Source organism: Tunturiibacter empetritectus (genome assembly GCF_013410875.1).
In the GTDB taxonomy this organism is placed as follows: Bacteria; Acidobacteriota; Terriglobia; order Terriglobales; family Acidobacteriaceae; genus Edaphobacter; species Edaphobacter empetritectus.
This window is the reverse complement of record NZ_JACCCU010000002.1, coordinates 384,642-401,325: the sequence shown is the minus strand read 5'-3', so window position 1 is coordinate 401,325 and position 16,684 is coordinate 384,642. Positions and strand designations below refer to the sequence as shown.

Sequence of the window (16,684 nt, the reverse complement as noted above, 5' to 3'; positions counted from 1 at the left end):
ATGTCTCCGTCCTTAGGAAGCTGTTACTGAGATCGAGCCGTTGAGTCCATTGGGGAAGAAGCCGCCCTTGGAGAGGCCTGCTCCGCCCGCCGCGCCGTACACAATGTGCAGAACCTGATCGGTTGTGCGGTGGAAGGCGATGGCGTTGGTGGGATCGGCAGCGACGATGCTGCTGACGCTGAGGGCAGTCTCATTACCTCCGCCGAGTGTGGCGCGGAGAGCGGATACCTGGTTGGCAATGGTGGTGTAGGTCTGATTTCCGGCTGCGCCATCTACGGCAGTGATCAGAGTGCGAATCTCGGCGGCGTGGTAGGCTTCGACTGCCTGGATGCCGGCAGCAGCGTTCAGGATATTGTTGTTGGCCAGCAGAGGAGCAGCGCCACTGTAGGCCGTAACGCCGACGTCTTCAAAGACAAAGGCTCCGATAAGGAAGTCGTTATTGCCGTCGAAGGGATTGAAGGTGGGAGTCGCGGTGATCTTGGCTGCGACAGCCAGCGGACCGAAGAAGGTGAGGTCGAGGGCAGGGCGGGAAACTGGGGTCCCCTTGTTTCCGGTGATGGCTGCCTGGAGGAAGCGAACGTGATTTAGCTCATCCTGGGCGATCTCGGCCGCGTACTGGGCGAAGATCGGACTAGTCCATGGCACTGCCTTGATGCCGGGGGGAACGATCGTGGTGCCCGCCCCACTGAGTGCATCGGCGGTGGAGAGACCGGAGCCAGTCGCGGCATAGAGGTAGAACTCGGCCTCAAGATACTCCAGGTTGAGGGCGAAGTTCAGAATGTCATTGTCGGGGATGTCGAGCGGGGTTGGTGTCGGGGTTGGTGTAGTGGTTGGTGCTGGTGTGCTGTTGTTGCAACCGATCATCATTGCGCCGGCAGCGGCCGTCCCTGCTCCCGCCAAAAACTTCCGGCGGGATAGAGCCTTATCTACTAAATCATTAAGCTTTTTTTCCACGATGGACCTCTCCTGAGTGCCCGTTCCTAGCTGCACCTTCGTTGTGATGACGAAATGTGCCCTGAAACGGATTGCGGAGATAATAACATTCGCGGTTAGATTGATTGGACTGGAAGAATCATGATGTCATCAACAAGACATACTTCCTTCTGAATAAAGGGCTCGGCGTAGCGGACTCCGGCCAGCAAACCGTAGTGGCGCGCTGTGGCGAAAGTTCGCTCGCGGATCTCCTCTTCGGGGACGAAGAGGCCACTGCCTTCAGGCTGCGCGCCGTACTGCGAGTGGTAGGCCAGCAGAGACTGTAGGCGCTGCTCGGCAAACGGTGTGATGTCGACGACGAATGTGGGACGCACGTCGGCATAGAGGCTTGCATAGAGGATCTTGTACGGCCGATGTGGCGGGTGGAGTTCGCCGGGCGTTACGACCTTAGCGAGGCCGCTGACGAAGCAGGCCTCGTAGCCTAGCGTGGCTGTGGTGTAGTGGTCGGGATGGCGGCCCTGCCAGTAGGGAAGGATTACAACGCGGGGGCGCAGGCGGCGCAGGACGGCTGCCAGCTTGAGACGATTGACCAGGGTGTTCTCGACGTTGCCATCGGGAAGGTCGAGCGCCTCACGATGAGCGACGTTGAGGATGCGCGCGGCAGCGTTGGCCTCAGACTCGCGATCGGCGGCGGTGCCGCGGGTGCCGGACTCGCCCTGGGTGAGATCGAGGATCCCCGTCGTCCAGCCGCGGGCGTGCATGGCCATCAGAGTGCCGCCGCAGGTCTGTTCGACGTCGTCGCGATGGGCTGCAATGGCCAGGATGTCGAGTTGTGCGGGCGAGGACATAGGGCTCAGAAACAAAACTCAGAGCTCAGGCGCAGGACAGAGTCTTCCTTTGACCTGAACCCTGTGTCTGAGCCTGCATTAGTTGGCTGCGTCGGTCACGGCGTCCAGGTAGGCAACATCGAGCGCGGTGCCCTGAACGGTAATGTTGGCGTTGTTGATCTCGGAGCCGTCTGTTGTATTGAAGGCATGCACCTGCCCCCCGTAGGCGGTGTAAACCTTGTGGAAGCCCTGAACCCAGCAGAGGCCAGTCAAGTCGCCATAGTAATACTGGTTCTGGTTCGTGTTCGGGTAAGGGACGACGACGGGCGACGTTGCACTCTGCGTGACTGCAGGAACGATGGAGGCGCTGGCCGCGGTGGAACCCGACGGCAGAACCACGCGCGTGAGACAGTTGTAGTTCGCGCTCTGGTCGGTGGCCTGGCCGGCTGCGATCTGCTGGGCTGCACGGGCTGCGCGCTCTCCAGTGGCACAGAGCTGGGAGCCGATCCACAGAGTGTTGTCGTCAGCGAAGAGGATCTTGTTGTGAGAGCCGTCGGAGATGGAGACCGTGCTGGTGACGGCGTTGGTCGCGAGGCTGATGATGGACAGATTGCCGGCAAAGAGCCCGTCCGGCTGCCGCTGCTGACCGGCGACGTAAAGATTATTCCCATCAGAGACTGCCGTCGTGACCCCGCCTGGGACCGGGAGATTGGAGGAGAAGGCGTTGGGGTTCTGCTGTGCCGGCACAGTGCTGTTGGTGTAGCTGTTGACCTGAAGCGCGCCCGGCAGGAGGTAGGTGATGCTGGAAGTGGTTCCACCGCACTCAGCGCCGCAGTTGAGAACGTAGACCGTGTTGCCGTCAAGGGAGAAGTAGGCTCCGGCAGGCCGGTCGAAGGCGGTCGTGTTGCCTCCGACATTTACCGGGATAACGCAGTAGATGGGAAGGTTGAAGGGCTGGCAGTCCACCGCACCGATTGCGGCAATGGCAGCGGTCGAGGTGAGGTACTGATTGGCGTTCAGCTTGATGACGCGGTACACCGAGTTGGAGTTGCGGACCATCGCCAGGATGACCGTGTCGCCCTGGTTGACGACCACCCGGTAGACATTCGGCAGGTTGAGCTCGTAAGTCCCTCCGGTGATCTTGTCGATGATCCCAAGCAAGCCAGCGTTCTCCTGGGCGGCATACACGTGGCCGAAGGTCGGAGGAACAGCGATGCTCGTGGAGCCGGGGAAGCTGCCCGCATTACTGCTGGCGGACTCGGTGCCGTAGTTGATGATCTGAACGTCGCCCAGCGTATTCGAGTAGACGTAACCGGCGATCTCAGAGGGGAAGTTGAGAATGAGATTGGGATAGCCGGACGAGTATCCGCTGATGGAGAACGAGGGCTTCGTGTTCTCTACGTTGTTGCGCAGATCGCGCTTCGCATCGACGATCTGTAAGCTGCCGCTGGTGCCGCCGTTGGCCGTCACGCCAATCATCACGCGTTGGGCAAGCTTACTGGGTGGAATCGGGCGGTTGGCGAAGGGATACTGGGGGAATTTGTAGTAGTACGGGCCGCAGGCTGTGAGTCCCAGCGTGAAGGCGGCGATCAGCAGGCCGCAGAAGATCTGGGCACGGAGAGACTGGGTAAAGAGACTTCGATTCGTCAACGGTAACTAACTCCAACCTGAGCGCTGAGGCATAATCTGGCGGCCGCGGCTATCTGCCGAGTATAACAAAAGACGCGCCAGACCATGGTTTGGGAGCAATCCGCAAAGGCTTGCATTTTATTGGTTTGGAGCGGGTCCGCCGCGTGGCTTAAGATGGTAGGAACACATTGGAGACGGCTATGGCGGATGAGGTACGGAGTGCGGAGTTGGCGTCTGTTGCAGGCTATGCTGCGGCCGGCCGGTTGTTTGACGGCGCAACAGTACTGTGCGACGGAGCCATGGGCACGATGCTCTACGCGCGCGGCGTCTTCATCAACCGCTGTTACGACGAGCTGAACCTCTCGCAGCCGGACCTCGTGCGCGAGATCCACAACGAATACCTCCAGGCGGGGGCCGAGGTCGTCGAGACCAACACCTTTGGCGGCAACCGGTTTCGCCTGGGACAGCACGGGCTGCAGGATCAAGTGCGCGCGATCAACGTAGCTGGCGTCAAGCTGGCGCGGGAGTGCGTCAACCAGATCCGGGAGAAGCAGGCCTGCGAGGCGTTTGTGGCGGGCTCCATTGGCCCGCTGGGCGTAAGGCTGGAGCCGCTGGGCAAGGTTGGCCTCGAGGAGGCGCAGGATGCCTTTGCCGAGCAGATCCGTGCGATGGTCGAAGGCGGGCCTGGCGTGGGCGTAGACCTGCTGATTGTGGAGACGATGACCTCGCTGACCGAGGCGGAGCAGGCGATCCTGGCAGCGCGTCGCGTCGCTCCCGGCGTTCGCGTCGTGGTGATGATGACTGTCGATGAAGACGGCAACTGCCTGGATGGGGCCTCGGCCGAGACCGCCGCCATCAAACTGACCGAGTGGGGCGCCGATGCGGTGGGATGCAACTGCAGCGCAGGGCCGGCGACCGTATTGAGTGTAATTGAGCGCATGCGGCCCCTTACCACGCTGCCGCTGGCAGCAATGCCGAATGCGGGAATTCCACGGGCCGTCGAGGGGCGCACGATCTATCTCACCTCGCCTGAATACATGGCCAGCTTCACCCGCAAGCTGGTGAAGGCGGGCGCGAGCATCGTTGGCGGATGCTGCGGAACCACGCCAAGCTACACCCGGGCCATGAAGAGTTCACTGCGTGCGCTCGACGCGATGGAGAGCGGCGTCGAGGTGATGCAGCGCGACGCAACCGGCAACGCCACCACCATCAAGGAGAGCAAAGTTGCGCCGCCACCGCTGGCCGAACGGTCGAAGATCGGCTCGATGGTAGCGGCGGGCGACTTTGTCACGATGGTCGAGATCGTGCCCCCAAAGGGCATTGACTGCAGCAAGGAGCTGGACGGAGCGATGCAGATGCACCGGCTGGGCGTCGATGCGATCAACGTGCCCGACTCGCCCCGGGCCAGCGCAAGGATGAGCGCGCAGAGCCTGTGCGTACAGATCCAGCAGCACGTCGGCATCGAGACGATTCTGCACTACACCTGCCGCGACCGCAATGTGCTGAGCATTCAGAGTGATCTGCTGGGCGCGTCCTCGATCGGGCTGAAGAATATTCTCTGCCTCACCGGCGATCCGCCGAAGCTGGGCAACTATCCTAATGCGACCGCGGTCTTCGATGTCGATGCAATCGGCCTGGTGAATGTAGTGAAGAACCTGAACTACGGACTCGACATCGGCAACAACTCGATTGGCGAGTCCACCGGCTTCTCCATCGCGGTAGCAGCGAACCCCGGCGTGCAGGATATGGATCAGGAGGTCCGCAGATTTGCTTTCAAGGTAGAGGCCGGTGCGGAGTACGCCATCACCCAGCCGGTCTTCGACCTGCGCGTACTCGAAGAGTTTCTGCGCAGAATCGAAAGCTTCCGCATCCCGGTAATCGCAGGCATCTGGCCGTTGACCAGCCTGCGCAACGCGGAGTTTATGAAGAACGATCTGCGCGTCAGCATGCCGGATGAGATCATGGCGCGGATGGCGAAGGCGTTAACGCCCGAGGCAGGCAGGCTCGAGGGCGTCAAGATCGCGCAGGAGATGCTCGCCGAGGCGAAGCCCATGGTGCAGGGCGTTCAGGTCAGTGCGCCCTTCGGACGATACGGCGTCGCAGCCGACGTGCTCGGTCTAGCCGCGGTTGAGGTTGCATAATGGCAAACTTTGAAGAGCAGTTAACAGCGTTGGAGAGTGTAGTCGAAAAGCTGGAGCGAGGAGACCTCTCGCTCGACGACTCGGTGCATCTGTTCGAGGAGGGCCTGAAGCTCTCGAACGCCTGCAAGAAGGAGCTGGAGGCCGCAGAGGGCAGAATCCAGGTGCTCGTCGAGCAGGGCAGAAATGCAATGCGGGTCGTAGATCTGGATGAAGAGAAAGATGCTAAAGCAGTGTGAAGACGAGGAGTAGGATTTCCATATGAAACGAGATATCGACAAGCTGGCAGATCGGCTCGTGGAACGCGGAAGAGAGGGTATCGCCGCGGAGAAGAAGATGCTCGAATGGAAGATCGCGGAGGGGAAACAACAGCCCGCGAGTAAGACGAAAGCCAGTTAATTTGCCAACTGTGACGATTGTTGCCGGACCAAAAATAAACACGGTAAATTGTGTTTCTAAATGAAGCCGAGGTAGCCCTGCGGTTGAGAACTAAAAGTCTGAGGAGAAGGTTGGAGGGCAGGCATTGTCAGCCTAATCCTTCGAATTCTGCCTGAGAGACTAATCCGGGTGTCGTTGGTGATTTGCTTCTCAGCCATCTTGCCCAGTGAAACCCTGAGTAGCCAAAACCTGCACATAACGCCGCCATCGCCAAGCCCCATAGTGCGAATCGGTAGTGAACTTGAGTGTTGAGAAGGAGCCAGAATCCCAGGCACCAGCCCCAAACAGTGCCGATTCCGCCTGCAACACGTCCTGCATAGATGCGAAAGAGCGCAAAAGTCATTTGGCGTATGGCCTTTTGATGAACCCAGGCAACAACTGTGGCTGTGAAAAGAGACCCGATCAATCCGAACACGATATACCCTGTTCCGATCCCCTTCGGCAACTCCGGCAAGTGGATGCTTCGCGTTTGCGTTGCCTGCATCAGTATCCCACTTGCCACAAGCGCGAGACCGGCTCCAACTGTCCATACCACCGAACACGGCCCCAACGTTGCACACCATAGAGCAGCGCTTAGGCTGTACTTGCGCAGCGGGGGTGCTGTCGCGCACAGGACAAATACAAACGCCCCCATTGCGAGGAATGCAAAGAGCATCATCAGGATGAGCAAAGGAAGCATGGCGCGATTCTGACGTCCAGTCTTCTGCGTGTCAATCGAATTGCGTTTGTTTTGATAGCGACTCTACTGGTCGCGGCTGGTGACGAAGCCGGGGACCCACAGCAGGGCGCGCTTGGCTTCGGAGTGGGGTCTTGCTCGACATTCGGAAAACCTCTATGCTTGAATCGCGGCTTGCCGTACATTAGCGCAGGAGATAGTCGCAGGGTTCTCTTCGAACGATCTTAGCCATATAAGCTGGGAATGGAGGCAAACGAATTGGACCCCGCGTTGCTGCAGACTTTGCGCGCAGATCTCTACCGCTATCGTGGCAAAGCAGACAGGCGCTCCTTCCTCGCTGCCTATCTTCATGATCCGGGCTTTCGCTACACCTATTACCTTCGCAAGGTAGCCTTTTACCGTAAGAGAAGGCGGTCCCTTGCGATATTTGCCTATGCCTGGAACCGGATTCTGCTGAATCGTTACCGCTTCAAATACGGCTTTGACATCTCTCCGACGACAAGCATTGGCAGTGGATTCTATCTGGGCCACTTTGGTGGCGTTGTGATTAGTCCTGACGCGGTCCTGGGAGACAATATCAATATCGCGCCGGGCGTCACGATCGGCGCAGCCAGCCGGGGGCCGCGCACAGGAGCGCCTACGTTGGAAGACCGTGTCTGGGTAGGGACGAACGCGATCATCGTCGGCAATGTGACCATTGGACGCGAGGCGCTCATCGCGCCTGGAGCGTACGTCAACTTCGACGTTCCGCCGAATGCAGTTGTGTTAGGAAACCCGGGCAAGGTGGTGTCCGATAAGGGTTCAGGGGGCTACGTCAATCAAACGATGGATGAGTCAGGCGAGCCGATGCTTAGCGGTCGCGGCTGGTGACGAAGCCAGGAACCCACAGCAAGGCGCGCTTGGCTTCTGAGTCGGGCAGGTCGGCGATGGTGAGGCGGGCGGCTTCGGCATAGGCGCAGGCGGTGTCCATGGCGTAGTCGAGTGAGCCGTGGCGCTGCAGAATCTCAAGGATCTGCGGGTGGGAGACGCGGGCGAAGCTGCGGTCGGCGAGCACTGTTCGGATAGCCTCGCGGTCGGCCCCGGTGCCGCGCTCGAGCGCGTGGATGACGGCGAGTGTGGCTTTGCCTTCGCGCAGGTCCGAGGCGACGGGCTTGCCGAGGACATCTTCCGCGGCGGTCAGGTCGAGGACGTCGTCGACGATCTGGAAGGCGAGGCCCAGGTTGCGGCCGTACTCCCCCAGCTGAGCCTCAAGCTCCTCCGGATCGCCGAAGCCGTGACCCGGCGTAATCGCCGCACCAAGCTGCATCGAAACCTTGAAGAGGCAAGCCGTCTTACGGAAGATGAGATCGAAGTACTCCTCTTCGTTGATCAGGTGACCTAGCTTTTCAATCTGCAGCAGCTCGCCCTCGACCATCTGCTGGGTGAGCGAGATCAGCAGCTCAAGGACGCGAAAGTTCCGCTCCTCGAGGGCCGCCGAGAAGGACTGCATGTAGAGCCAGTCGCCCGCGAGAACGCATTTCGCATTGCCCCAGGTGGTGTTCGAAGAGGGTCGCCCACGGCGTGTGTCGGCCTCGTCGATGATGTCGTCGTGAACTAGGGTCGCGGTGTGAAGCATCTCGACGACCGCGCCCAGCCGTATGCGGCTCTCGCTGGTGCAGCCCAGAGCCTTAGCCGAGAGCAGCAGCAGCAGCGGCCGAATACGCTTGCCACCACCCGCGATAAGGTACCGCGCAATGTCGGTGACAACCTCGACGTCGGAGGTGGATTGACGGGAGAACTCCTGCTCAATGGCGGCTAGATCGTCACGGAGGAGGTCGAACACCTCGGCTGCGGTCGCGATGGAGAGCGTGCTCACTTACTAGTCAGAGTATCAGGATGTGGATTTGGCTTCAGGTCCGGCTCGAAAAAGTAACTCAGAATTTTGATAGTGGCAACTCCACTGGCGAGACGCAGCGGCGAACCAGTCCTCGCCGCCCAGCGGATTCACATCCCAGGTTAGATTCCAAGTCAGTTGGAGCGGAAGTTGGTGAACTGCAGCTCGACGCCGATATCTTTGCCCTTCAACAGCGCCATCACCTCCTGCAGAACATCCCGGTCCTTGCTCACCACCCGCACGGTGTCGCCCTGAATGCTCGCCTGCGCCTTCTTCTTAGAGTCTTTGATCGCCGCAACGATGATCTTCGCCTTCTCCGACGGAATCCCCTGCACCAGCTTGATCTTCTGCCGTACGCTCGAGTTTGCTGCCGGCTCAATCTTCTCGAACTCCAGGTTCTTCAGCGACACGCCGCGCTTCACCAGCTTCTGCGACAGAATCTCCGTCACCGCCTGCAGCTTGTACTCATCCTGCGAGGCGAGCTGAATCGTGTCCGTCCCCTCAAGCTCGATCTTCGACTTCGAATCCTTGAGGTCGAACCGCGCATGAACCTCCTTCGAGGCCTGATCGATCGCGTTCTTCACTTCCTGAAGCTCTACCTTGCTCACTACGTCAAAGCTGTTATCGGATGCCATGGCTATATTCCTTCGTCTGTAACTTGGTCGCTATCTATTATGTCAGCGCTCGACAGTTTAGCGCGTCGTGGGAAAGAGATTTTTGAAGTTCGCCGTCGTCACCGCAGCCAACTCCTCTTGTGAGATGCCGCGAAGCTCCGCCAGGGCTGCCGCGGTATGGACTACCAGGGCAGGTTCGTTGCGCTGGCCACGCAGCGGGATCGGCGCAAGAAACGGCGCATCCGTCTCCACCAGAATCCGGTCGGCCGGAGCAACCACAGCCGCATCGCGAATTCCCTGCGCCTTCGGGTAGGTCAGGTTTCCCGCGAACGAAAGATGAAAACCCGCGGCCAGCGACCGTTCCGCCTGATCGACCGTCCCCGAAAAGCAGTGCATAATCCCCCCCAACCCATGCCCGTATCCCGGCCCGGTCCAATGCTCGCCGATCAGCGCCAGCAGATCCTCCCAGGCATCGGCCCTGCCATACTTCTCCTTGGCCTGCGGAGTCGCCAGCTCGCTCGTCCGGCAGTGGATCAGGATCGGCTTGCGCAGCTCCGCCGCCACCCGCATCTGGGCGATAAAAGCCTCCTTTTGCGTGTCAATATCAGGATTATCAAAGTGATAGTAGTCGAGCCCGATCTCACCAACAGCGATGCACCGCTCCTGAGCACCCAGGGCAGCCAGCTTGTCGAGCGCCTCCGAAGTAGCATGCGCCGCCTCCTGCGGATGAATCCCCGCGCTGGCATAAATCTGTGGATAGATCTGGGGATAGCCCTGCCGAAGCCCATCCCCCCCGTTCGAACTCGCAATCTCAAGCGCCTGATGCATCGTCGCCGGACCATCGCCGATGCCGATCGCAAGTACGGTATGGACCCCTGCAGCGTAGGCGCGCCGCAGCACCTCATCGCGCTCCGTCGGAGTCTCGTTGTAGAAGTCAAGGTGGGCGTGGGAGTCGATCAGAGCCATCTCTTTCAGGGTATCGCATCACCTGCGATCCAACGAGACCGTCGGCACGCCCAAAGAAGCGGATGACGGGTATAGTTCGGACCGCGTAGTATGTCGGCATGGAAAATCTAACCCGGCGTGATCTTTGTGTCGCCCTCTCGGCCTTTGCGGCGATGGGCGGTGTCGTGGCGGAAGGCCAAAGCAACGCCTCTCTGGAAGCTCCGGCCAGCAGCCCCAACGCGGCAGAGCCGGTGCTGGCGCACTCCGAGATCTTCGCCTTGGACAAGCTGCCCGTCCACGCCTCGGCGAACGGCGGCCAAAGCCGTGCGGTCATCCAGGGGCGGCTGGCCACGGGCGAGTTCGTCGAAGTCCACGAAACTGCCCTGCCACCGGGCCAGATGCCGCACCCCCCGCACCGCCACACCCACTCCGAGTTCCTGCTCATTCGCGAAGGAAGACTCGAAGCCACCAGCGACGGCAAGACCGGTATCGTCGAACCCGGCGGCGTCATCTTCACCGCATCGGGCGTGCTGCACAGTCTGAAGAACGTCGGCGACGTGATGGCAAACTACTTCGTCGTCGCCATCGGCGTGCAGAAGGCGATCGTCTAAGCGGGAGATCTATCCAGCGACCAACGGGAGCATCACGCGAAGCGGTATACAGGTCACGAAGTGACCGCTCCACGCGTAGTGGGCCCGTCCGGCAGGACAGGTTCTGCGACTACTTCAGTCGAGAGCCAGCGCAATCTTGTCCTCAAACGCGTCTCTTCCGGGTACGCGCAAACTCGATCAGGCCGACGATACCTGTTCCGAACAGAGCCAGGGTCGAGGGTTCAGGCGTCGTCGCAGTCGTCTCCGGCGTAATCGTCAGCGTGTAATCGTCCACGCCGCCCTTTGGGGGGAACGCATCCAGATCAAAGGTTCCTGTCAGAAAAGTAGGATTGGAGGCGTCCGGGAGGAAGAGCTGCGGTCCGAACAATCGTCCAGGATTCGACCCAAGACTCAAGCCCCCATTAAACCGAAACGTCGGGAAGGAAAGGCTTTCCACGCTGGTCACGCCATTCGTAGTGACTAGAGTAGAGAGGTAGAAGGCAGTCTCAGATCCCGGCAGGCAGGAGGGGCTGAAGGGGGGACAGGTCATCTCATTGCCTGGCGGCGAGGCTGGCAGAGAGAAGGTGATGTCGAGGCCGTTGCCGGTAAGGACAAAGTCGTCGATAGCGTCGGCGCGGGCGGTTAAGGGCTGAACGAAGGCAGAGGCAAGCAGAACAAGTGGGAAGACAAGCTTTCGCATGGGTACGAGCTTCCTTCTGTGGAAGTGGCCGAATTTACGCCACCAGCATGCGTCCGCGCAAAGCAGGTGTCAAGCAGATTCGCACGGCAGCAAACGAAAGGTCGTCGGCGACCAGCAGGAGCGCCAAGCGAAGCGGTATACAAGTCACGAAGTGACCGCTCCACGCGTAGTGGGCCCGTCCGGCAGGACAGATTCTGCGACTATTTCAGCCGAGAGCCCAACGCGATCTCTTCGCCAAACGTCGCCAGCACAGGCTTACCGTCTTCGCCATGCGAAGCAGCCAGCAGCATCCCGTGCGACTCCAGGCCGCGCATCTTGCGAGGAGCAAGATTTGCGATGACGACGATCTTCTTACCAATCAGTTCCTCCGGCGTATACCACTCGGCGATGCCGGAGAGAATCTGGCGCTTCTCATAGCCAAGATCGACCTCCAGCCGAAGCAGCTTATCGGCCTTGGGGATGCGCTCGGCCACGACGATCTGCGCCACGCGAAGATCGATCTTCACAAAGTCGTCGATGGCGATCTGCGGCGTGTCGGGGATGTTGGAGTGAGCTGCCGAGTTGGCGAAGATACCCGAGGCAGGGGCTTCGCTGTGCGAGGGCGTGCCGGTGCGCTCCGTGCTGATCGCGAGGCTGCCTGCCACGGTGGTGCCGGGCGCGACATCAGCAAAGCCCGACGTACGTGGGGGCGCACCGGGATGCGTGGGGTCGGTCGGAACGGGAGCCGTATGCGTTGTCGTCTCGTCGATGAAGCGCGAGGGCGTGGGCTGTTCTGGCTTCGGTGCGTTTGGGTTTTCCATATCAATCATGATCTGCGCGAGTCCTTTATCTGCTCGAGGAAAGATGGGTGCCAGTGGGCCTAGCTTTGTGCCCGGTTTCAGGCCGCCCCATTCAAGATTCTTCAGTTCGCCTTTTCGCGCGGCTCCTTCGATGTCGTCAAGCCCAAGCTGCGCCCAGACTTTCGTGGTGGCATAAGGAATGAACGGGTACACAAGCCCTGTGATTACTCGTATCGATTGAGCGGCGGTGTAGAGAATTGCCTCAACTTGAGATCGGTTTGTTTCCATACCCTTCGATGCAAGCTTCCAGGGAGCATGTTGAGTAAGAAACAAATCAGTATGAGTGATTAAAGACCATATTGAGTCGAGGGCACCCCAGCTTTGAATCGAGTCTTCCAGCGTTCCTTGTCTATCGCCTGAAAATTGAAACAGCTTCAATTTTTCGTCAACGATTTTCTGCGCTAGATGTGCGTACCTTTCAATTACGGATGAGCTGTGTACAGCTTTCCCTGTATTACTCTCCCAGTCGACTACCAAATCTCCAAAAACAGGGGTGTCCGCAGCATTCGGAATAGCTGCGTCACAGAAGTTCGTAATCATAGCTAAAGTGCGGCTGACCAGATTTCCGTAGCCGTTGGCAAGATCGGCGTTGTAGCGAGTGATCATGGCGTCGAAGCTGAAGCTGCCATCTTGCCCAAACGGAATCTCACGCAGAAGGAAGTAGCGGAGCACATCGGCGGCGAAGAGATCTTGTTCCTTCTTCGTACTGTCGGGAAACTGCTTCTTGTAAACTTCGGTGCCGAAGGCGTCGAGGATGGTCTCGGTGCGGACGACGTTGCCCTTGGACTTGGACATCTTGCTGTCATCGAAGAGGAGCCAGCCATTGGCGACGACTGACTTCGGCGTGGCGATTTCGGCGGCGAGCAGGAACGCAGGCCAGTAGACGCAGTGGAAGCGCGTGATCTCCTTGCCCACGAGATGGAGGTCGGCGGGCCAGTAACGGTTGAACTTCTCCTGCAACGCTGGGTCGTCCGAGCCGTAGCCGATGGCCGTTATGTAATTCGCCAGCGCGTCGAGCCACACATAGATGACATGCCTCTCATTGCCTGGCACAGGGATGCCCCACTTGAAGCTGGTGCGCGAGATCGAAAGGTCTTTGAGAGCGCCCGGAACATAAGGGCGTCCTGTGCTCGAGAATTTGAGTACTCCTTTTTCTCTGCCCATGTCGATCTCAAGTTGACTGATTCCCCACTTGGTTCGTGGTTGGTTAGTCACATCATGTATTCCGGCGGCTGCCGCGAGGTTTCCGCATACAAAATTTAGCACTTCGTTGCGGCTGGATTCAGGCTGGATGTTGAGCTGGGCTAGCTCTCCGTTCGGGCCGCTCTCGATCAGGTCGATGAGGGGAAGCTGATACTCCGAGAGGCGGAAGAAGTAGTTCTCTTCGGTGACAGTCTCGGTAGGCTTGCCGTCAGGGCCGATGGTGCCGGGAGGGCCATCAACGAACATCTCCTCGCCGATGGAGTACTGGCCGGTGTAGCTGCTGAGGTAGATCTTGTCGCGATCAAGCAGGAGCTGAAAGAGCTTCTGGACCGCTGAAATGTGGCGCGGCTCCGTGGTGCGGATGTAGTCGTCGTAGGTGATGCCCATGCGATCCCAGAGGGCGCGAAAGGAGGCCGAGACCTCGTCGGCGAACTGCTGCGGCGGAATGCCGGCGGCAGCGGCGGACCGCTCCACCTTCTGGCCATGCTCGTCGGTCCCGGTCAGGAAGAAGGTATCGTCGCCCAACAGGCGGTGGCGACGCGCGATGACGTCGGCCGCAATGGTCGAGTACGCATGGCCGATGTGCGGGCGTGCGTTGACATAGTAGATAGGGGTCGTGAGATAGAACTTTTGCTCAGGCATGGGGCAGAGCCCAGTTTAGCAGGGTGGCAACCCGCCTCTTCCCGCGACGGAGCGGTCGAAGGCGGGCTGGGGCAGCCCGGCCTCAAAAATAAATCTCAAAAAGTTGGCGTATTTTTCGCAACCGAAAAAGTGACTGCTAAAACACCACGTCTACCACGCAAGCCACCACACCTACACCAGCAAAAAACCACGATCAAAACACGGTTTTTCGCCAAAAACCCCTGCAAAAACGCCTCCCACCACGCCAAATAAACAAGTGCAAAAGCTACCGGCTCAGGTGAGCCTCATCCTCGGGAGGCGGCGGGACCTCCCCTGCGACCTCAACGACCGGCGCGGCAACCTCGGCCTCCGACTCCTCGGCGATCCGGGCCAGCTCAAGGTGCTGCTCCATCGCGCGCCGGGCCTGCGCAGGATGATGCGACCGAATGGCGCGATAGATCTCGCGGTGCATCTCGGAGGATTCCTTCAAATCAACCGCATTCTGGATCGTCTTGCTGCGCCGCTCATAGAGATTGGCGATGATCGTCTCCATCACCGCAGCCAGGATGGGGTTGGCCGCAGCCCGTGCAATGGCGCGATGAAAGCGAACATCGTGAATCAGGTACTCATGAGGATCGTCGAGCGCGGCATACATCTCGGCAACCTCTTCCGCAAGCTCCGTAATCTGCTCTTCGGTGGCGCGCTCCGCAGCGAGAGCGGCCAGATTTGACTCAATGACGGTGCGGGCTTCAAACATCTGCCCAGGAAGAAATCCATGCAGCGCACCGAGCACGGAGAAGGAGCTAGAGTCGAACGAGGGAGGACCGGACGCGACGAAGGTGCCGGCCCCGTGGCGGCTTTTGAGGACTCCCATGGCCGCAAGAAAACCAATGCCGGAGCGCAGACTGGAGCGGCTGATCTTGAGCTGGCGAGCGAGATCGCGTTCAGGCGGGAGGCGGTCACCGGGGCGCACCTCGCCCGAAATGATGAGCAGGCGAATGTGTTCGACGACCTGCATGGTGAGCTGGCTGTGGCTGGAGACCTCGTCGAACTGCTCTTTGACCTCTTTTTTCACGCTGAACAACACTCCTTTTGCGCCTGATTTGATGAAGGGTAACACGGTGGTGAGGCCTATGTTGGCGCCGGATCACCGAAGGCGCGCGGGCAGGCCACGCAGTGCGTGACTCAGCCTACGGTTGCGATGGGAAGACTGGGTTTAAGCTGTCTGCCGTCCGCCAAGACGTGGGACCAGGAGCTGAAAGATCATCAGGGCAGTAACGTAGGCGAGACCTGCCATCATGAAGATCAGCAAGGGGTGGAGCGAGAAGTAGTGAGAGACAAGCCAAGTGAAGCACGCGCCACCGAGGGCTCCAGTGGCCCCGCCTATGCCGACGACGGTGCTGACACCGGTTGAAGGGAACATATCGGTTGGGGTGGAGAAGAGGTTGGCGGACCAACCCTGATGCGCGGCGGTTGCCAGACAAAAGAGTCCAATTGCTGGCCACGCATTGCTGGGGAAGAGCGTGTGCATATGCGGGACAAGCATGATGGGAGTGACGCACAGGGCGCAGAGGAGAAGCGCGAACTTGCGTCCGGAGTTGACGCTGTGGCCGCGTTTCATCCGGAAGCCGGAGAGCCACCCCCCGGCGATGGAGCCGATGCTCGCGGCGGTGTAGATGACGATGAGGGGATACTTTACGTGGCTCAGGTTGAGGCCGTAGTTATCGTTGAGGAACTTGGGAAGATAAAAGAGATAGAACCACCAGATGGGGTCGGTCATTCCTTTGGCGATGCAGAAGGCCCAGAACCCGCGGTGGCGAAGGAGGATGGAATAGATGGAGCCGCCCTGGGTGACGGGAGCGAGGTTGGCCTGGGTCTGGGTCGTGCCACGGCGCAGCTTGTTATAGGGGAAGATGAGCCAGAGGATCGCCCAGATGAGCCCCATGGAACCGGTGCAGATAAAGGCTGCATGCCATCCCCAACGGGCGGCGACGGCAGCGATGAGGACTGGTGCGATGAAGGCGGAAGCGTTGGTGCCCGAGTTGAAAAGGCCGGTGGCAAGGGCGCGCTCCTCAGAGGGGAACCATTCCGTGACGGCTTTGATTGCGGCAGGGAAGTTACCGGCCTCCCCGAGGCCCAGGAAGACACGCGCCACACAAAAGCCAGCAACACTGGAGACGATGGAGTGACTCATTGAAGCGCATGCCCAGACCACGATGGCGACGGTGTAACCGACTTTGGTTCCTAGCTTATCGATGACTCGGCCGGCGAAGAGGAGACCGATGCCATAGGCAATCTGAAAGCAGATCAAGACGCGGCCGAAGTTCAGGTTGTAGGTGGTTTGATGGGCGGCGTCGAGGCCGGGAATCCAGCCCATGAAGTCGAGGTGGAGGAGGGGCTCGATGAGGGAGAAGACCGAGCGGTCCATGTAGTTGATGGTGGTAGCGAGGAAAAGAAGACCGCAGACGAGCCAGCGGATGTTGGATTTCTCCGGGGCGGCGGTGGTGAAGCCCGAATCAGGCAGGCTGGCAGTGTTGATCGACATTAGTTGCAACTCCAGCGTAAATGGAAGTCTGACGGGCCCCCGATTGCGGCCGATTCGGAGCAAAGGGTGTCGAGGTTGAGGATAGTCTGTGTTGGGCAGTAGGTGTCAAGCGG

Annotated in this window: 16 protein-coding genes; 5 read left to right on the top strand and 11 right to left on the bottom strand. The window is 59.7% G+C overall.

The window, feature by feature from the left end:
* Positions 1 to 12: 12 nt before the first annotated feature.
* The 3 genes from HDF08_RS13890 to HDF08_RS13880 all read right to left on the bottom strand — a co-directional run bounded on the left by HDF08_RS13890 (position 13) and on the right by HDF08_RS13880 (position 3,410).
* Positions 13 to 954 (bottom strand): ferritin-like domain-containing protein, encoded by a 942-nt coding sequence (locus HDF08_RS13890; protein ID WP_218884707.1) that lies wholly within the window; start codon positions 952 to 954, stop codon positions 13 to 15.
* A 95-nt stretch (positions 955 to 1,049) separates the two neighbouring features.
* A complete protein-coding gene (gene bshB1, locus HDF08_RS13885) occupies positions 1,050 to 1,781 on the bottom strand; it encodes a bacillithiol biosynthesis deacetylase BshB1 (protein WP_179639254.1) in 732 nt (243 codons plus the stop codon).
* Between the two features lie 78 nt (positions 1,782 to 1,859).
* Positions 1,860 to 3,410, bottom strand: coding sequence for a hypothetical protein (locus HDF08_RS13880; protein ID WP_179639253.1), 1,551 nt, complete (start codon positions 3,408 to 3,410; stop codon positions 1,860 to 1,862).
* 179 nt (positions 3,411 to 3,589) lie between these two features.
* On the opposite strand from HDF08_RS13880, the gene HDF08_RS13875 reads away from it, so the two are divergent.
* From HDF08_RS13875 to HDF08_RS13865, 3 genes are read left to right on the top strand one after another with little or no spacing between them, the layout of a single operon-like run.
* Positions 3,590 to 5,530: a bifunctional homocysteine S-methyltransferase/methylenetetrahydrofolate reductase gene (locus tag HDF08_RS13875; RefSeq protein WP_179639252.1), complete on the top strand. Its 1,941-nt coding sequence runs from the start codon at positions 3,590 to 3,592 to the stop codon at positions 5,528 to 5,530.
* A complete protein-coding gene (locus HDF08_RS13870) occupies positions 5,530 to 5,766 on the top strand; it encodes an exodeoxyribonuclease VII small subunit (protein WP_179639251.1) in 237 nt (78 codons plus the stop codon). Before HDF08_RS13875 ends, HDF08_RS13870 begins: the two co-directional genes overlap by 1 nt.
* Positions 5,767 to 5,788: 22 nt before the next feature.
* Positions 5,789 to 5,926 carry a hypothetical protein gene (locus tag HDF08_RS13865; protein ID WP_179639250.1) on the top strand — a complete coding sequence of 46 codons (138 nt, stop codon included), beginning with the start codon at positions 5,789 to 5,791 and terminating at the stop codon, positions 5,924 to 5,926.
* Between the two features lie 127 nt (positions 5,927 to 6,053).
* On the opposite strand, the gene HDF08_RS13860 is transcribed toward HDF08_RS13865, so the two are convergent.
* Complete coding sequence (locus HDF08_RS13860) at positions 6,054 to 6,644, bottom strand: hypothetical protein (protein ID WP_179639249.1); 591 nt, start codon at positions 6,642 to 6,644, stop codon at positions 6,054 to 6,056.
* 240 nt (positions 6,645 to 6,884) lie between these two features.
* Here HDF08_RS13860 and HDF08_RS13855 point away from each other — a divergent pair, with 240 nt between their 5' ends.
* Entirely contained in the window at positions 6,885 to 7,511 is a 627-nt protein-coding gene (locus tag HDF08_RS13855; protein ID WP_179639248.1) for a serine O-acetyltransferase, read from the top strand.
* Here the strand turns inward: HDF08_RS13855 and HDF08_RS13850 are convergent.
* From HDF08_RS13850 to HDF08_RS13840, 3 genes are all read right to left on the bottom strand, one after another.
* A complete protein-coding gene (locus tag HDF08_RS13850; protein ID WP_179639247.1) occupies positions 7,492 to 8,496 on the bottom strand; it encodes a polyprenyl synthetase family protein in 1,005 nt (334 codons plus the stop codon). The two genes, HDF08_RS13855 and HDF08_RS13850, sit on opposite strands and share 20 nt — an antisense overlap.
* A 152-nt stretch (positions 8,497 to 8,648) precedes the next feature.
* Entirely contained in the window at positions 8,649 to 9,149 is a 501-nt protein-coding gene (locus tag HDF08_RS13845) for a YajQ family cyclic di-GMP-binding protein (protein ID WP_158943172.1), read from the bottom strand.
* A 57-nt stretch (positions 9,150 to 9,206) separates the two neighbouring features.
* Complete coding sequence (locus HDF08_RS13840) at positions 9,207 to 10,094, bottom strand: TatD family hydrolase (RefSeq protein ID WP_179639246.1); 888 nt, start codon at positions 10,092 to 10,094, stop codon at positions 9,207 to 9,209.
* A 98-nt stretch (positions 10,095 to 10,192) separates the two neighbouring features.
* Between HDF08_RS13840 and HDF08_RS13835 the strand changes: the two genes are divergently transcribed.
* On the top strand, positions 10,193 to 10,684 hold the full coding sequence (locus tag HDF08_RS13835) for a cupin domain-containing protein (protein ID WP_179639245.1): 492 nt from the start codon (positions 10,193 to 10,195) through the stop codon (positions 10,682 to 10,684).
* A 142-nt stretch (positions 10,685 to 10,826) separates the two neighbouring features.
* Here HDF08_RS13835 and HDF08_RS13830 read toward each other — a convergent pair whose 3' ends face one another.
* The 4 genes from HDF08_RS13830 to HDF08_RS13815 form a co-directional block, all read right to left on the bottom strand.
* Complete coding sequence (locus tag HDF08_RS13830) at positions 10,827 to 11,363, bottom strand: PEP-CTERM sorting domain-containing protein (RefSeq protein WP_179639244.1); 537 nt, start codon at positions 11,361 to 11,363, stop codon at positions 10,827 to 10,829.
* A gap of 200 nt (positions 11,364 to 11,563) precedes the next feature.
* A complete protein-coding gene (metG, locus tag HDF08_RS13825; RefSeq protein ID WP_179639243.1) occupies positions 11,564 to 14,047 on the bottom strand; it encodes a methionine--tRNA ligase subunit beta in 2,484 nt (827 codons plus the stop codon).
* 265 nt (positions 14,048 to 14,312) lie between these two features.
* Positions 14,313 to 15,101, bottom strand: coding sequence for a FadR/GntR family transcriptional regulator (locus HDF08_RS13820; RefSeq protein WP_179639242.1), 789 nt, complete (start codon positions 15,099 to 15,101; stop codon positions 14,313 to 14,315).
* Between the two features lie 141 nt (positions 15,102 to 15,242).
* A complete protein-coding gene (locus HDF08_RS13815) occupies positions 15,243 to 16,571 on the bottom strand; it encodes an MFS transporter (RefSeq protein ID WP_179639241.1) in 1,329 nt (442 codons plus the stop codon).
* Positions 16,572 to 16,684: the final 113 nt, after the last annotated feature.

Excerpts from the sequence above, each read along its gene's own strand:
- HDF08_RS13855 (WP_179639248.1), top strand. The coding sequence starts at position 6,885 with ATGGAGGCAAACGAATTGGACCCCGCGTTGCTGCAGACTTTGCGCGCA.
- HDF08_RS13860 (WP_179639249.1), bottom strand. The coding sequence starts at position 6,644 with ATGCTTCCTTTGCTCATCCTGATGATGCTCTTTGCATTCCTCGCAATG.
- HDF08_RS13830 (WP_179639244.1), bottom strand. The coding sequence starts at position 11,363 with ATGCGAAAGCTTGTCTTCCCACTTGTTCTGCTTGCCTCTGCCTTCGTT.
- HDF08_RS13835 (WP_179639245.1), top strand. The coding sequence starts at position 10,193 with ATGGAAAATCTAACCCGGCGTGATCTTTGTGTCGCCCTCTCGGCCTTT.
- HDF08_RS13875 (WP_179639252.1), top strand. The coding sequence starts at position 3,590 with ATGGCGGATGAGGTACGGAGTGCGGAGTTGGCGTCTGTTGCAGGCTAT.
- HDF08_RS13865 (WP_179639250.1), top strand. The coding sequence starts at position 5,789 with ATGAAACGAGATATCGACAAGCTGGCAGATCGGCTCGTGGAACGCGGA.
- HDF08_RS13840 (WP_179639246.1), bottom strand. The coding sequence starts at position 10,094 with ATGGCTCTGATCGACTCCCACGCCCACCTTGACTTCTACAACGAGACT.
- HDF08_RS13845 (WP_158943172.1), bottom strand. The coding sequence starts at position 9,149 with ATGGCATCCGATAACAGCTTTGACGTAGTGAGCAAGGTAGAGCTTCAG.
- metG (WP_179639243.1), bottom strand. The coding sequence starts at position 14,047 with ATGCCTGAGCAAAAGTTCTATCTCACGACCCCTATCTACTATGTCAAC.
- HDF08_RS13815 (WP_179639241.1), bottom strand. The coding sequence starts at position 16,571 with ATGTCGATCAACACTGCCAGCCTGCCTGATTCGGGCTTCACCACCGCC.
- bshB1 (WP_179639254.1), bottom strand. The coding sequence starts at position 1,781 with ATGTCCTCGCCCGCACAACTCGACATCCTGGCCATTGCAGCCCATCGC.
- HDF08_RS13870 (WP_179639251.1), top strand. The coding sequence starts at position 5,530 with ATGGCAAACTTTGAAGAGCAGTTAACAGCGTTGGAGAGTGTAGTCGAA.